This is a genomic window from Sediminicola luteus, from assembly GCF_002514735.1.
Taxonomy (GTDB): Bacteria; Bacteroidota; Bacteroidia; order Flavobacteriales; family Flavobacteriaceae; genus HQA918.
Genome location: NZ_NBWU01000004.1, coordinates 619,931 through 636,473 on the forward strand (window position 1 = coordinate 619,931; position 16,543 = coordinate 636,473).

Annotated in this window: 11 protein-coding genes and 1 tRNA gene; 6 read left to right on the forward strand and 6 right to left on the reverse strand. The window is 43.3% G+C overall.

Annotated features, from left to right (window positions below; genetic code table 11):
• Positions 1–40: 40 nt before the first annotated feature.
• The 3 genes from B7P33_RS15065 to B7P33_RS15075 form a co-directional block, all read right to left on the reverse strand.
• Positions 41–1,051 carry a 4-hydroxyproline epimerase gene (locus B7P33_RS15065; RefSeq protein ID WP_097442861.1) on the reverse strand — a complete coding sequence of 337 codons (1,011 nt, stop codon included), beginning with the start codon at positions 1,049–1,051 and terminating at the stop codon, positions 41–43.
• Complete coding sequence (locus B7P33_RS15070; RefSeq protein ID WP_097442863.1) at positions 1,051–2,634, reverse strand: aldehyde dehydrogenase (NADP(+)); 1,584 nt, start codon at positions 2,632–2,634, stop codon at positions 1,051–1,053. Before B7P33_RS15070 ends, B7P33_RS15065 begins: the two co-directional genes overlap by 1 nt.
• A 111-nt stretch (positions 2,635–2,745) precedes the next feature.
• Positions 2,746–3,666, reverse strand: a complete 921-nt coding sequence (locus B7P33_RS15075) for a dihydrodipicolinate synthase family protein (protein ID WP_097442865.1) — start codon at positions 3,664–3,666, stop codon at positions 2,746–2,748.
• A gap of 203 nt (positions 3,667–3,869) precedes the next feature.
• Between B7P33_RS15075 and B7P33_RS15080 the strand changes: the two genes are divergently transcribed.
• Positions 3,870–4,730 carry an AraC family transcriptional regulator gene (locus B7P33_RS15080; RefSeq protein ID WP_097443049.1) on the forward strand — a complete coding sequence of 287 codons (861 nt, stop codon included), beginning with the start codon at positions 3,870–3,872 and terminating at the stop codon, positions 4,728–4,730.
• Between the two features lie 53 nt (positions 4,731–4,783).
• Positions 4,784–6,343, forward strand: a complete 1,560-nt coding sequence (locus B7P33_RS15085) for a M28 family peptidase (protein WP_097442867.1) — start codon at positions 4,784–4,786, stop codon at positions 6,341–6,343.
• Positions 6,344–6,397: 54 nt separating this feature from the next.
• Here the strand turns inward: B7P33_RS15085 and B7P33_RS15090 are convergent.
• A tRNA-His gene (locus B7P33_RS15090) sits at positions 6,398–6,473 on the reverse strand.
• A 269-nt stretch (positions 6,474–6,742) separates the two neighbouring features.
• On the opposite strand from B7P33_RS15090, the gene B7P33_RS15095 reads away from it, so the two are divergent.
• From B7P33_RS15095 to B7P33_RS15105, 3 genes are all read left to right on the forward strand, one after another.
• Positions 6,743–8,815, forward strand: a complete 2,073-nt coding sequence (locus tag B7P33_RS15095; protein ID WP_097442869.1) for a tetratricopeptide repeat-containing sensor histidine kinase — start codon at positions 6,743–6,745, stop codon at positions 8,813–8,815.
• Between the two features lie 113 nt (positions 8,816–8,928).
• Complete coding sequence (locus B7P33_RS15100) at positions 8,929–11,010, forward strand: tetratricopeptide repeat-containing sensor histidine kinase (protein WP_141402496.1); 2,082 nt, start codon at positions 8,929–8,931, stop codon at positions 11,008–11,010.
• 190 nt (positions 11,011–11,200) lie between these two features.
• The gene (locus tag B7P33_RS15105) at positions 11,201–13,297 is read left to right on the forward strand and encodes a tetratricopeptide repeat-containing sensor histidine kinase (RefSeq protein WP_097442875.1); all 2,097 of its coding nucleotides are present in this window, start codon (positions 11,201–11,203) and stop codon (positions 13,295–13,297) included.
• Here the strand turns inward: B7P33_RS15105 and bshB1 are convergent.
• Both bshB1 and B7P33_RS15115 read right to left on the reverse strand, forming a co-directional pair.
• Positions 13,294–14,013: a bacillithiol biosynthesis deacetylase BshB1 gene (gene bshB1, locus B7P33_RS15110; RefSeq protein WP_097442876.1), complete on the reverse strand. Its 720-nt coding sequence runs from the start codon at positions 14,011–14,013 to the stop codon at positions 13,294–13,296. The genes B7P33_RS15105 and bshB1 overlap by 4 nt on opposite strands.
• A gap of 73 nt (positions 14,014–14,086) precedes the next feature.
• The gene (locus tag B7P33_RS15115; protein ID WP_097442878.1) at positions 14,087–15,265 is read right to left on the reverse strand and encodes a trans-sulfuration enzyme family protein; all 1,179 of its coding nucleotides are present in this window, start codon (positions 15,263–15,265) and stop codon (positions 14,087–14,089) included.
• A 324-nt stretch (positions 15,266–15,589) separates the two neighbouring features.
• Between B7P33_RS15115 and B7P33_RS15125 the strand changes: the two genes are divergently transcribed.
• Positions 15,590–16,402, forward strand: coding sequence for an SDR family oxidoreductase (locus tag B7P33_RS15125; protein ID WP_097442882.1), 813 nt, complete (start codon positions 15,590–15,592; stop codon positions 16,400–16,402).
• Positions 16,403–16,543: the final 141 nt, after the last annotated feature.

Below are 16,543 nucleotides of genomic sequence, written 5' to 3' on the forward strand. Positions count from 1 at the left end.
CAAATTAACCACACCTTAAACCAGCGCGGTTAGCTTTCTGTCAGATCACCTGGAATCCGTGGGCGTACGGATCATCTTCGGGATCAATGACGATATTGTTATAGCCATATACCTTGGCCCAGCCTTGTATACTGGGAATTATGGCTTTTTTCCCGTCTAAGGTGGTAGCTTCTTCTACCCTACCTACAAACTTACTGCCAATAAAGCTTTCGTGCACGAAATTTTCGCCCACGGCCAGTTTTCCTTTGGCATACAACTGCGCCATACGTGCCGATGTACCCGTACCACAAGGCGAACGGTCGATGGCCTTATCGCCATAGAATACGGCATTACGGCCCGAAGATGTTGGGTCTATAGGGTCGCCCGTCCATAACATATGGCTTACATCGCGAATGGTATCGTTCTCCGGGTGAATGAACATATCCGGGTACTTTTCATTGATACGTTTCCGAACTTCTTGTGAATATTGGATAATCTTGGAAGCCGTAAAATTATGTACCCCGGAAAAATTCTGTTGTGGATCTACAATGGCATAATAGTTACCACCATAAGCCACATCGAAGTTTAGGGTACCCAGTTCCGGGCAATCGATGGTGAGGCCTTCGGCAGCCAAATAACTTTTAACATTGGTCAAGCGCACCCAATCTACCTTCTTACCGGTCTGTTGGTATTCGATCTCGACCAAGCCGGCCGGGGCCTCCATACGTATCTTACCCGGTACCTTTGGGGTTACCAAACCTTCTTCGATGGCAATGGTTATGGTTCCTATGGTTCCATGCCCGCACATAGGCAAACAACCCGAGGTTTCGATAAACAAAATCGCAAAATCATTGGCGGGATCATGGGGTGGGAACAAGATACTCCCACTCATCATATCGTGTCCGCGGGGCTCGAACATAAGCCCTTTACGGATCCAATCGTACTCTTTAAGAAAATGCTGGCGTTTATCACTCATAGTGGCCCCCTCTAAATTGGGCCCGCCACCGGCCACCACCCGAACCGGATTTCCGCAGGTATGGGCATCTACACAAAAAAAGGTCTTTCTGGCCATTAGATTGCTGCTTTGGTATGTTCCCCGTTCACTACCCTACTGATTCCCAATGGATTTTCATCCTTTAAGGCATTGGGCAATAGATTTTGCGGCCAATTTTGATAGGCAACTGGTCGGGCCCAACGTTTTATGGCATCGGTACCCACCGAAGTGGTCCTACTATCAGAAGAAGCCGGGAACGGCCCACCATGCTGCATGGCCGGACAAACTTCTACCCCGGTAGGCACACCATTAAAAATCAAACGGCCCACTTTTTTACCTAAGTTGGAAACCACATCGGTCCTTGAGCTCAATTCTGTCTCCGAAGCTAAAATAGTTCCGGTAAGCTGCCCTTCTAAATGTTGTATTACGGTATTCAGCTCGGCCATATGGGCACATTCCACCACCAAAGAAAAGGGTCCGAATACTTCGGTATGTAATTTTGGGTTGGCAATAAATTCAGCTCCGGTAACGGAGGCTACCATGGGGTTGGCCTGTGTACCCGTAGCACTATTTACCTGGGCCAAAACCGCAACTCCATTTTGCCCACTAACTTCATTCTTATTGGCTTCGTACCCCTTTAGGATATTGGGGTGCAACATAGACGAGGGTGCGATTTCGGAAATGGCCCCGGCCAAGATTTGCTTAAAGTCTTCCATCTCGGCACTGGCCAGTCCAATTATCAATCCGGGGTTGGTACAGAACTGTCCGCTACCCAAGGTAATGGAACCCGCATAAGTCTTAGCCCAATCGTTTCCTTTTTCTACCAAGGCCGATGGTAAAACCACTACGGGGTTAATACTGCCCATTTCGGCATAAACGGGAATGGGCTCAGGTCTTTCAGCAGCCAAACGGTATAAGGCGGTACCACCGGCAATACTTCCGGTAAAACCTACCCCTTTCACCAAAGGATGCTGTACCAATTGGGTGCCCACTTCAATGCCGCTACTGTTCATATGTGAAAATACACCATTGGGCATACCCGTACGTTCGGCGGCCTTTAAGATAGCCTTGGTAACCCATTCACTGGTGCCCGCATGCATAGGGTGCCCTTTAACGATAACCGGGCAGCCAGCGGCCAAAGCCGAGGCCGTATCCCCACCGGCCGTAGAAAAAGCCAAAGGGAAATTACTGGCTCCAAAGACCACAACAGGCCCTATGGGCTCCTGCATTTTACGAATATCTACTTTGGGTAAGGGTTGGCGATCAGGTTGTGCCGTATCGATCACCGCTTCTACCCAAGAACCTTCTTGTAGCAAATTGGCAAAGGCACGTAACTGTCCCATGGTACGACCACGCTCACCCTGGGCACGACCCATGGGCAGACCAGATTCGGTCACATAGGTTTCGAGAAGCGCATCGCCAAGCGCTTCGATCTCTTCGGCAATGGCCACCAAGAAAGCAGCTTTTTGTTCTGGGGTCGTTGCCGCATATTCATTAAAGGCGGTTTGGGCCAATTGAACGGCAGCGTCAATTTCTTGGGAAGTGGCTTCGTAAAAAGAAGTCGCATTCAGTTCTAGGCTTACCGGATTATAGGTCTGAAAAGTTTTGCTCCCTTTTCCCGAAGGCGAATTGCCAATATAGTTTTGTCCTGTTAAGTTCATCTTTTAGTGGTTTTAAAACGAAAAAGCCCGTACAAGATACGGGCATATAAGTATATTATAAAAGGGTGATCCCCCTCATTTTGGGTACTATTTGAACACAACTAAAAACCATTAGTCGTTAATGCCTTTATAGGCGGGCAAAGTAGGTCTTGCAGCCACACCTTCGTCAATGATCTTTTGAACTCGCTTGCGCTCGTCTCCAATCAATGGTAATCTAGGTGCACGCACGTGTTCGGTGCCGATTCCGGTAGCGACTTCGGCCATTTTAATGTTTTGTACCAATTGCGGATTGATATCCAACTCCAACAAAGGCATAAACCAGCGATAGATGGCTATAGCCTCATCCATACGGCCCGCCTTACACAATTCATAAATAGCTACGGTTTCGGCAGGGAAAGCACAAACCAAACCGGCTACCCAACCATCAGCTCCAATAGCCATGGTTTCTAAAGCCAAGGTATCTACCCCGCAAAAAACGGCGTAACGATCCCCAAAACGGGCCTTTAAACGGGTAATGTTGGTGGTATCGCGCGTAGATTCCTTAATCGCTTGAATGTTCTTGCATTCGGCCAATTCGGCAAACATATCCAAGGTAACCTCAATACCATAATCCACCGGATTATTATAGATCATAATGGGTAGTTCGGTACTATTGGCCACTTCTTTAAAATAAGTTACGGTTTCATAATCGTTGGCCTTATAGCGCATAGGAGGCAACATCATAAGGCCACTGGCACCGTATTCGGCAGCTTTTTGGGCCAAATCAATGGCCCCTTTCGTAGTTTGTTCGGCTATGTTTAAGATTACGGGAATCTTTCCATCTACGATTTCCACGGTCTTCTCTACCAATGTTTTTTTCTCAGCATCGGTAAGGGTACTGGCCTCACCCAAGGTACCTCCAAGGATAATACCATGTACACCGGCTTCTACCTGAGCCCTTATATTTATCTCGAACATCTCAAGATCTAAGGCGTCATTTTCTGTGAATTTCGTGGTAACAGCGGGCATTACACCCTTCCAACATACTTGCATAGTAGTGAATTATTGTGGTTTTGGGCAAAAGTACAGCCCCAATACGGTTAGAAATGAATAGATCTTAGCTAAGGTTGTGCGTATTTTATCATTAATACATTATCGATTACACTATTTATGCAAACATTCGCATATATTAGCAATAAAATTACCTTAACCAACGAATAAAGGGATAAATAATCACTATTAAGTTGATGCCGGGCATGAAAAAAGTCTATCCATTTAAAATACCCAAATCGTTACATGAGAGTTTGATCGTACAAATCGATCGGGCCACCGTTCTATACGATAAGCTACACCAACATGAAGAGGTCCAGATTACCTATGTGGTTTCTGGCAATGGTAAACTTTTTGTGGCGGATAGTATCCACAATTTTGGTCCGGGTGATTTATTTGTAATACCCAGTAACTCGCCCCATCTGTTTCAAAACAATATAGAAGAAGGTATAGAAGCCCATATGATTTCCTTATTTTTCTCAGGAAACACCGTGGTTAAGGCTTTTGCCCATTTTCCCGAATTGGGTAATATCCGAAGTTTTCTTCACGAATTGGGGGCCGGTATGAAATTGAGTCCTTGTCCCGAAAACTTGGCCGAACAAATGCAAGAATTTCCCAGTCTGGTGCCCTTTCGCAAGTTTACACGTTTTCTTTCTTTGCTTGATCGTTTGACCCGGGTTTCAAAAGTACCCCTCACCGGATTCGTATACCCGAAGGAAATCTCCCATAATGAAGGGCAACGTATGCGGGCTATTTTTGAATATGTAACCAACAATTTCCAAAAAGAGATCAGCTTAAACGATATCGCCGACTTGGCCTATATGACCCCCAATGCCTTTTGTCGGTTCTTTAAACAGCGTACCAACAAAACCTTTTTCCAATTCTTGATAGAACTGCGTATAGAGCATGCCTGCCAGTTATTGGCTCAAGGACACGATGTACCCATTGGGGAAATAGCCTATAAATCGGGCTTTAGATCTATTTCGAACTTTAATCGGAAGTTTAAGGAGCTCAAAGGAATGGCCCCTAGTAAATACTACCGTAGTATGGAGGTGGGCACCTTCTAATATCTTTATCTAGATTTCGTTACATTTGGCACACAACTTTTAAAACACGACCTATGAAGCAGTTGTCATGGCTTTGTATGGGCCTACTATGGGCCTGTAATCCTTCCCAAAAAACCATTAGTGAGGCTACCAAACCGGTAACACAACATGCCGACCCCAAAGTATGGGCCCAAACGATTACCGAGGCCGAACTAAAGACCCATTTATATGTATACGCCTCTGATGAATTCGAAGGTAGGGAAACCGGGCAACCTGGACAAAAGAAGGCGGTCGATTATATTGTAGAAGCCTATAAAAAAATAGGAATTCAACCCCTACAGCCCAATAACTACATTCAAAAAGTACCTCTTGAGGAAGCCTATCTACCCCAAGGAAAAATTACCTTTTCGGGAAAAACCTTCGACATAGGCAATGGATTTGTTGGTTTTGATGCCTTGCAAGCTAGCTTTGACCAATTGGTTTATGTAGGCTATGGAATCGATGACGACCAATACACCAACTACGAAGAATTGGACGTGGCCGGAAAGATCGTTTTAATAAAAGCTGGGGAACCTCAAGACGAACAGGGTAATTACATTCTTAGTGGGACCAAGGAAAAAACCAAATGGAGTAACCCTTCCGAATCTATTGGCATGCGAGTTGAAAATGCCGCTAAACATGGGGCTAAGGCCGTATTTTTGGTAGATGGTAAAAATTACCCCAGGTTTAAAAACCGCTTCGATTATTACAAAAGAAAAGGCGGCGGTCAAATGGATTTGAAATCGGCCGGAAATGACGGACCGGCAACCTTTTACATCAGTGCCGAAATGGCCAAAGCGTTGTATGTCGATTATGAGCAATCAGATGCCTCTAAAATTCTAAATCAAAACATAGAATTCGATGTAAAAAGCAGCAATAAGGATATTGACTCTGAGAATGTGGCTGCGCTAATCAAAGGCAGCGAAAAACCTAATGAGTATATTATAATCTCTTCGCATTTAGACCATATTGGTAAAACAGCCGACGGACAGATCAACAATGGTGCCGACGACGATGGCTCGGGTACCGTAGCCTTATTAGAGATAGCCGAGGCCTTTAAAAAAGCAAAAGATCAAGGCCAAGGCCCAAAACGTTCTATTATCTTTCTGCATGTTACCGGAGAGGAAAAGGGATTATTAGGGTCTAGGTATTATACAGACGTAGAACCTTTGGTACCGTTATCTGAAACTGTTGCCAATTTAAATATTGACATGATCGGTAGGATCGACCCTAAATATAAAGGCGATCGAAACTACCTGTATTTGATCGGATCCGACAAGTTGAGTACCGAGCTACATGAGCTGTCTGAGGCGGTGAACAAAGAGTTTTGCCAGATTGAATTCGATTATACCTATAACGACGAGAACGACCCCAATCGTTTTTATTACCGATCGGATCATTACAACTTTGCCAAGAACAATATTCCGATCATCTTTTATTTTAACGGTACCCATGCCGATTACCATGCCCCATCTGACACTGCTGATAAGATCAATTATGATCTTTTGGAAAATAGAACACGCCTAATTTTTCATACGGCTTGGGAAATTGCGGAGCGTGAGAACCGATTGGTAGTAGATAAGGCCTCTAAATAAGAACGAATGGATCCTAACTAAAAAAGCCTCCGAAATTTCGGAGGCTTTTTTTATGGGTGAAAGACCGGGTTCGAACCGGCGACCTCTGGAACCACAATCCAGCGCTCTAACCAGCTGAGCTACAATCACCATTTGTAAGCGGATGCAAATGTAATCGTTTTTCTTGAATCCTTCAAATATTTAAAGCCCCTTATCCACAAAAAAAATCTAGGTCTTAATAATCAAATAATTATAGGGTACAAAAGCCTGTGCTATTACCTCTAAATACACATCATAAAAATATGTATTTTCAGTTTTTCGACGAAAAGTAAGTTTTTTCTTATTGTTTTTATACTAATTAGTCTGTTATTGTGTTATGAAAAATATAGCGCCATTCTATACGGCGTATAATATCATAGCATGCATCAATTTAAAAAAAGAAGTATTGTTTCCATAGCCTGGGTAATCCTATTCGTAAATGTGGGATTTACCCAGCCACCCCATTTCGAACATGTAATGGACAGTCTGCGGACCGCTATTCATAAGTTTCAATCGCAACCCGATTTTATTCCGGTTGACACCACATATATCAATCTAATAAACGAAATAGCATATCAATACAGATTTACACAACCCGATAGTATGCTATATTTTGCCAAAAGGGCCTTAGGGTATAGCCAAAGGGCTCGATTCAAAAAGGGCGAGGCTTTCGCTATTGGATCAATAGCGGAATATAAGGCCAGAAGGGGAATGCAAGAAGCGGCAAGCGACTTTAGACGTTCTATGGCACTTTATAAGGAACTAGGCGATGAATTTTCGTATTGGGCAGTGGCCAACCTATCCGCCTTACATTATTCAAATATTGGAGAACCATCCAAGGCATTGGACATATATCTCTCATATTTAGATTATGCCAATAAAACCGAAGACTACCTAGGCCAGTCTATCGCCTTATCCAATATTTCCCTTTTATATGGAGGTATTGAAGAGCATGCAACGGCACTAGAATACATTAATCGCTCTTTAAAAGCTAGTGAAAAACTTAATGATCCCATTAGCGAGGCCATCGTTTCAACAAATAAGGTAAGGTATTTAACGGGCTTAAAGCAATACAACGAAGCCCTTAAATTAATAAATCTGTCCATTGCCGTTTTTGAGAAAGAACGTTTTACCGAATGGCTTTCTGAGAGTTACGGAGCCAAGGCAACCATTTACCTCGAAAAAGAAAAATATAAATGGGCGATTCACTGGTTTCATCAAGCCGCGGCCTTATATGATGATAAGCCAGGGGATGTACAAGGCCTTTCATTAATCCATTTAGGGCTAGCCAAGGCTTATATACAACTTAATTCATTTGAAAAGGCCAATGAATCTGCTTTAAAAGCACATGAATTGGTTTCCAAATCCAATTTAACGCAAATGAAAATTTCATTGGCGAAAATAATGCATACCATACATAAACGTAATGAAAACTATGAACAAGCCCTAGCTTCACATGAACTTATGGCCAATCTTCAAGATTCGATAAGCTCAGATGAAAACAGGAATAGCCTTTTAATGCAGCAGACCAAATTAGACTACGAAAAACAAAAAGAATTGGCATTGGCCCAAAAAGAAAAAGATTTGGCCAAGCAGCGTTACATCAATTACGCTACGATCGGTTTAGGTTTAGTCTTACTAATTGTCTTATTGGTATATCGCCGAGGTACCAACATTCAAGAAAAATTAATAGAAGAATTAAGTGCCAAAACGGTAAGGCTACAAGAAAACGAAGCCGAATTGCGCCATACCAACCAAACTAAGGATAAACTATTTTCAATAATAGGGCATGATCTACGAAGCCCTATTGCCGCATTACAAGATCTTTTAAAGCTTTTTAAAGAAGGGGATATAGAACAAGGGGAACTCATGAACTTTATCCCAAAACTCAGAAAAGATGTAGACCATATCTGGTTTACCTTAAACAACCTGCTCAGTTGGAGCCGATCCCAAATGAAAGGCTACAGGGCAAACCCCAAAGAAATCAATTTGAACGAGATAGCTACCGAAAATATCAATTTCCTATCTGAAGTAGCCGAAAACAAAAAAATACACTTAATCAATCAAATTCCTGAGTCTACTCATGCCTGGGCTGATGAAAACCAAATCAGTGTCGTTTTTAGGAACCTTTTGAGCAATGCCCTAAAATTCACCAACGAGAAGGGCAGTATAATTATTGGAATTGAAGATGTTAGCGATGCCTGGCAAATTCGTGTAAAAGATACCGGAATTGGTATGGATGAAGATACCCAAGAGAAAATATTCAATAAAGATAGTACCATAACCACCTACGGTACCAACAATGAAAAAGGTACAGGGCTTGGGCTTTCCCTATGTCAAGAAATGGTAACGAAAAACCATGGCGCTATATGGGTAAACAGTAGCCCCGGACAGGGAAGCACCTTCTATTTTACACTGCCAAAAGACGAGCATATTCTTAAGAAAGCAAGCTGATTTAGAAACTGAATTTACTAGTTAAGCCCCTACAAGCTAATGGTTTTCATGCTAGGGGTTATAATAATTGAGTCAAAAATAAGTTATATAAGGGTAACCTATGCCTACAACCCTTGAGTCCCAAAATTGAAACCTACATTCCAAAGGTCATTTTCTATAGCATCCTTTGCTTGTTAAGCTTAGGGTTCGGAAACCAACTTTTGGCCCAAGATCTTTCTAAAATAGATAGTCTTAGGCAACAGTTGGCCCATATGGAGAAACATACAGGTTTTTCCGCAAATGACACCACCTATCTACTGACCCTGAACCGATTGGCCGGAAGCCTACGTTATTTTGACCATGAAGAGTTTCGACTGGTAATTGATAAAAGTATACAGCTAAACGAAAAGCACAACTATACCAAGGGCCTAATGTACGCTTTTACTCATTTGGCCGATTACTATGCCGATGAGGGCGATCCTCGGGCCATGGGCAATTATATGCGCGCCGCAGAGCTTTGCCAAAATGAACGTGATACGGAACACCTTATTGACATCCAAAACCTTATGGCCACTGAGTATAGCAACAAAGGCCAATACGACAAGGCCATGGATTACTACTTAAAAAACCAAGAACTCTGCATTAATTCCGATGACATAGGCAGACAATCGATCAACCAAGGTAATATGGCCTTGGTTTACTGCGACCTTAAAGATTACAAAAGGGGTATTGATCTGCTCACTAAGGCCATTGCATTGAGCAGTGGTAACAAAGACCCCTACGGAGAAGCGGTTTACTTGGCCAACCGTGCTTGGGCCTATGCCGAAATCGATACCTTTAAAAAAGCCCTTTTAGACATTAACCTGGCGCTGGAATATTTCGAACAACGGAAACTCATGGATTGGGTGGCTTATGCCTATGCCGTAAAAGGCCAGATTTATGTGGGCATGGAAAAACACAGTTGGGCCTTGCATTGGCTTAAACAGTCAGAGGCCCAATACGCCAAAATTAACGATAAACGCGCCGAACTTGGGGCGTATAATACCATGGCCCAAGCCTATTTGGGATTGGGCGAATTGGATATGGCCAATACCTATGGCGACCGATCGTATCAAATGGCCCTTAATCTTGACTATGCCTCAGGTATTCTCCAGGCCTCAAAGACCATGGCCAAAATTAAAAGGGAAACTGGCGATTTTGAATCAGCTTTAGACTATCATTTATTGATGACCAAGATTTCTGATTCACTTTCCAATTTTGAGAACCGTAATATGTTATTGGTCGAGAAAACCAAAATGAACCGGGATCGGGAAAAGGAAGAGGCCCTTTTGGAAAAAGAGCATGCCTTGGCCCGACAAAAATACATCAACTATGCCATTTTAGCCCTAGGTCTGGTGCTTTTGGTTATTCTTTGGATGTATCGCAAAGGGGTAAGTGACCAAGGTAAGTTGATAAAAAAACTCAATAAAAAAACCCGGGAACTTAAACGGAATGAAGAAGAGTTAATGACCATTAACAGCACTAAGGATAAATTATTCTCCATAATCGGTCACGATTTAAGAAGTCCGATCGCGGCACTACAAGATTTACTGAAATTGTTTAAAGAAGGTGATATCCCTGAAAAAGATCTATTGGACTATATCCCCAAACTACATAAAGATGTAGACCACATCTGGTTTACCTTAAACAACCTATTATCTTGGAGCCGTAGCCAAATGAACGGGGCCACTACCAGTCCAAAAGAAATTGATTTGGGTGAATTAGCCTCTGAAAATATCAATTTCTTATCGGAAATAGCCGAAAACAAGGAGATTGGTTTTGTGAATCAGCTCCCCAAAGATACCATGGCCTGGGCCGATGCCGATCATATTAATGTCGTATTCAGAAACCTTTTTAGCAATGCCCTTAAGTTTACCAAGGCTGGAGGTACGATAACGGCAGGTATCGAGTCTTTTGAAAACTATTGGAAGATTTCGGTTGCCGATACCGGTGTGGGCATGGATGAAGCTACCCAAGAAAAAATCTTCCAGAAAGAACATACCTATACGACCTATGGTACCAACAATGAAAAAGGTACCGGTTTAGGGCTCTCATTGTGTAAAGACATGATCCAGAAAAACAAGGGTTCTATTTGGGTAGAAAGTGAAATTGGTGTGGGTAGTACCTTCTATTTTATGGTCCCAAAAAGTAGGATGCAACTTCAAAAAGCCATCTAAGGGCTGTTTTAACCCCTACTTACAATTAGCTACCGGATATTCCCACCCAAAGTTTCTAGGGTGCACAGTTTTTTTTATCTTGCAGCCGTTCCTCCGTACCAAAAGCCGAAAATGGCTTTGTAAACGATTTACGCCATAGCGCAAGGCCAAATACCAGTTAGGCTAATGCGCCATTATTAAGGAACCTTGCATGATCCGAACCCAATTCCTTTTACATACCTTCAAAACCGACAACTATCCCAAGATTTGGGTAGGGCTGGTTTTTGTGTTTATGGTATGGGCCGTACAGGGACAAGATCTACCGGGCCAAGAAAGATTACGTAAGCGTTTACATGCGTGGGAGCGTAAACAAGATTTTAACCCAACCGATACCACGTATATAAACCTGCTGAACAACCTGGCCTACGAACTACGCTATTACGATCTCGACAGCTTACACCTTTTGTCTCAAAAAGCGCTGAATTATAGCCAGGTTAGCAACTACCATTATGGTGAAGGCCGGGCCACGCATAACCTAGGCACCTATTATTCCGATAAAGGCGACTACCGGGCCATTGCCCATTTCAAGGAAGCCCTAGAAATATTCCAAAACATAGACGAGCATTTATTCTTGAATGAGACCGGGGTTGAACTGGCAGATGAATATAGTAAGCGAGGTAATTTTGCCCTGGCCTTAGACCAACACCTACAGAACATTGAGCTGGCCAAAATAAGCCAAGATTCCCTGTGGATATCGATAAACAACAGCAATATCGGAATCTTGTATTGTGACCTCAAGGATTTCGATGAGGGAGTAGAATACCTAAGGGAATCTTTAAAGATCAGCTTACTTACCAACGACCACGATGGTTCTGCCATTTACCGTTGTAGTCTGGCCTGGGCCCTATCTGAACTTAAAGACTATACCGAAGCCCTCTTGGAAATCAATAAGGCCATTTCCCATTTAGAGAAAAATCGAATAAAAGACTGGTTGGCCTATGCCTATAGTATTAAAGGTGGTATCTATATCGGCTTGGGCAAATACAAATGGGCTGCGCATTGGCTTAACCAAGCCAACGCCCTACATGAAGAATTAGACGACGATAGATCCATGTTGAACCTCTATTCGAACATGGTAAAGGCACATATAGGATTAGGCGATATGGCCACGGCCGAAACCTTTGCCGATAAGGCCTATGTTTTAGCTCAAAAAATCAATTTCCCAGATGGCATTCGTACCGCAGCGGAAGCCATGTACCAAATCAAGAAGGAACAAGGCAATGATAGCCGTGCCTTGCATTATTTGGAGATCATGAGGCAGATTTCCGATTCGCTTTACCGAGACGAAAACCGGAATAGCTTGTTGGTTCAAAAATCGCGTCTCGATTTTGAAAAACAAAAAGAAGAGGCCCTCATTACCAAAGAGCAAGACCTAAAACGGCAGCGCTATATAAACTATGGGATTATACTTTTAGGGCTTGTTTTGGTAGCATCATTGGTGTTTTATCGAAAAGGCGCCTTAAAGCAACGTAAACTCATTGAAGAGTTGCGGCACAATACCCTTGCGCTGCAAAAAAAGGAAGGTGAGTTACAGGAGATAAACAACACCAAAGACAAGTTGTTTTCTATAATCGGACATGATCTTCGAAGCCCTATAGCCGCCCTACAAGATCTTTTACGTCTTTTTGGCGAAGGTGATCTAGAAAAGGAACAGTTAGGCGATTATATTCCTAAGCTACGTAAAGATGTAGACCATATCTGGTTTACGCTGAACAATCTGTTGTCTTGGAGCCGGAGTCAGATGCGGGGTGAGAATTCGAAACCTAAAAAAATCGTCTTGGAAGCATTATTGGAAGAAAACATCAATTTTCTTTCGGAATTGGCAGCTAATAAAAATATATTGATCCAAAACAACCTTCCGGGCAAGACCACGGCTTGGGCCGATGCCGACCAGATTAACGTAGTATTCCGTAACCTGTTGAGTAATGCCTTAAAATTCACCAAAAAGAACGGTTTAGTGGTAGTCGATATCGAAGACCGCGATTCCCTTTGGGAGCTACAAGTACAAGACACCGGAATCGGAATAGCCCCGGAAACCTTGGAGCATTTGTTCGATAAAAACCGAAACCAATCTACTTACGGAACCAACAATGAAAAAGGAACCGGAATTGGTTTAGGTCTCTGCCGCGAAATGGTCGAAAAAAATGGAGGCACCGTTTGGGCGACCAGTGCTCAAGACCTGGGAAGCACCTTTTACTTTACCATTCCAAAGAAAAAAAGCAAAACCAAGAAAACGACCTCAGCCTAAATTAGGTCATCCAAAGCATTTACGGCTACAAAACGTTCGGTGGTAAAGCCCTCGGCAAATTCTACCCCGACCATACGCCCCAAATCACGGGCACGGTATAGTACGCTGTCGGTAAAATTCTTACTACTTATGGGCGTTTCGGGCTCATCGCTGTTAGGATCGAAAAACTGGGACGAATACGCCAAGATGGCCTCATTTTTCTTTTGTTCGTAACCCGTGATATCCACTACGAAGTCGGGGGTCAGGTTTTTCCATTGAATATAATGGTACACTACCTTAGGCCGCCAAGGGGCTTGGGCCTCCCCTGCCCCATCTTGGGTAGGTATTTTTACCAAGCCGCTTAAAAAACAGGCATCACTGACCAACTTACTACCCTTCCCGTGATCTATATGACGATCGTCTATGGCATTACACAAAACGATGTCGGGTTGGTATTGGCGTATTTTTTTAATGATCTCGATCTGATGTGCCTTGTCGTTGGTAAAAAAGCCATCGGCAAAACCTAGATTCTCCCGTACGCTTACCCCAAGAATGGTTGCCGCGTTGGCGGCTTCTTGATCACGGATTTCGGCCGTACCCCGGGTTCCCAATTCACCCCGGGTCAAATCGATAATACCCACTTTTTTACCCAAGGCCACCTCTTTGGCTATGGTTCCGGCCGCACCCAGTTCCGCGTCGTCGGGGTGGGCCCCAAATACCAATATATCTAATTTCACAAACTTAGTTTTTGGGTAAAGCACAACATAATTGCCTATGCCCTACCTATATTAACAAAGCCCACTAGGTGGGTTAAATGGTCACAATATTATCGGCCATGGTTTTTTTCATGGCTTGTTGTATATCTTGCTGTAAATCTTCGACTTCTTCAATACCCACCGAAAAACGGATCAGGTTCTCGGCAATACCCTGTCTTTTCCGTTCGGCCTCACCCAATAAAAAATGTGAGGTTTGGGCCGGCATCAATACGGTACTCTCTACCCCGGCCAAACTCATAGACGCCTTGATCAGGTTTAAATGCCCTACAAAGGCCGAAGCATTTAAATGGGGCTCCAGTTCAAAGGACAACATGCCCCCGAAACCTTTCATTTGTTTTTTCGCAATGTCATGGCCCGGGTGCGATTCCAAGCCCGGATAATACACTTGGCCTATACCCTCTAGCTGCTTTAGGTACCTGGCCATGGCCAAAGCCCCTTGGTTTTGGGCCGCTACTCGCAGGCCCATGGTCTTTATACTACGCTCGAGCAACCAAACCGTATAATCGCTTAAACTACCTCCGAAATTCTTGGCCAATTGAAAAATATGATCTATATGTTTTTTCGATGTAGCCACGGCCCCGGCACAGATATCGGAATGGCCGCCCATGTATTTGGTAGCCGAGTGCAATACGATATCAAACCCAAGATCGATCGGGTTTTGGTTTACCGGACTCGCAAAGGTATTATCGATCATACTTACCAAACCTTTCGATTTGGCCAATTGGGCAAAGGCCGCTACATCAAAAATACTGAGCAAGGGGTTCGATGGTGTCTCTATATACAATACTTTCGTTTTGGGGGTTAGGGCCGCTTCAAAAGCCGCGACCTCAGTGCCGTCTACAAAAGTATAATCGATGCCATATTTTTCGAACTCCTCTATCACCAAATTATAGGTACCCCCATAAAGGGCACTTTGCAATACAATATGGTCCCCGGCCCTTAAAAAGGCCATCAGTGTAGTACTGATCGCCGCCATACCACTACCGAATATCATTCCGGCCTCGGCATGCTCCAGATCGGCTATTTTCTTGGAAAGGGCCTCTTGGTTGGGCGTATTGAAATAGCGCGGATATCGTTTTATAGCCACATCTTCATAGGCATAGGAACTGGCCATATACAAAGGCGATACGGCCCCTTTGAATTGGGGATCCGCTAATTCGCCCGAATGGGTACAGATGGTGTTCAAGCCCGATTTTGAAAGGTCTTTTTCCATGGTGATTTCGGTTTCAACTTAAGGCTACCGAAGTTACGAATAAAGTTTTGGACGCGGTCTACCCTTTGTCATTACATCCACAAAACAAAAAAGCTTAAAATTCCGCTTAAACATTAGACTGAATCCCACTAAGTTTCCTACCTCCAAATAGTAAACAACACTCGTTACGAAAAAGCATCCAATCGTTTCGTGGCATATCTCAAAGCACCATACTTTATCGCAATGAAACGTATCGAGTAAAATGGCTTCCCTTTCCGGTAATCTGACTTCCTTAAAGCCAAAGCAACCCTCTAATTTTGCCATAACTTATTTAAAAAGAACAAAATGAACAAAACTGTATTGGTCACCGGAGCCAGCCAAGGCTTTGGAAAGTTAATAGCTAAAAAATTTCAAAATGAAGGGTGGAATGTTATCGCCACCATGCGTACTCCAGAAAGGGAATTCGAGTTAACCCAATTAAGCAATGTACTGGTAAAACGACTCGATGTTACCAACACGAAAACCATAAACAGCGCCATAGCCGAGGGCATAGCGCATTTCGGCAAAATAGATGTCTTGGTAAACAATGCAGGATTTGGACTTCAAGGACCGTTCTTGCATAGTTCCGAGGAAATGGTCAAAAAACAAATGGACGTTAACGTATTTGGTGTGTTTAATGTCACTAGATCGGTATTGCCCTATATGCAGCAAGAAAACAACGGGCTTATCATCAATTTTTCTTCAATTGCCGGTTTGGTCGGGTTTCCCCATACCGCCGTATACAATGCCACCAAATATGCCATAGAAGGATTTACGGATGGTTTGCAATATGAATTGAACCCCTTGGGCATTCGATTAAAACTTATCGAACCTGGTGCTTTTAAGACTGGTTTCGTATCTTCTATGGACAGACCCGAAGTGCCAGATAACAGCATTTATAAAAAGGGTTGGGATGCCACCATTGCCCAAATAAACGCTATGTTAGGTGAAGGCCAAGATCCACAAGAAGTTGCCGACATCACCTATTTGGCGGCCATTGATGATACGGACAGACTCAGATATTTGGTAGGCGACGATGCCAAACAGATCATGGAAGGGCGTACACAAATGGATGACGAGGCTTTTAAAACTATGCTTATAGAATCTTTTAATCTTTAAAAAAGTAAAATCATTGTGGTCGGTTCAAGGGTAACAATCCTAACCGACCACAATGACAAAAAACGTTAGATTTACGTATTCAAGGTAGGGCGATATGCATGAAACGGTCAAAATTAATACGGTAAGCGAGCTTCATGAATT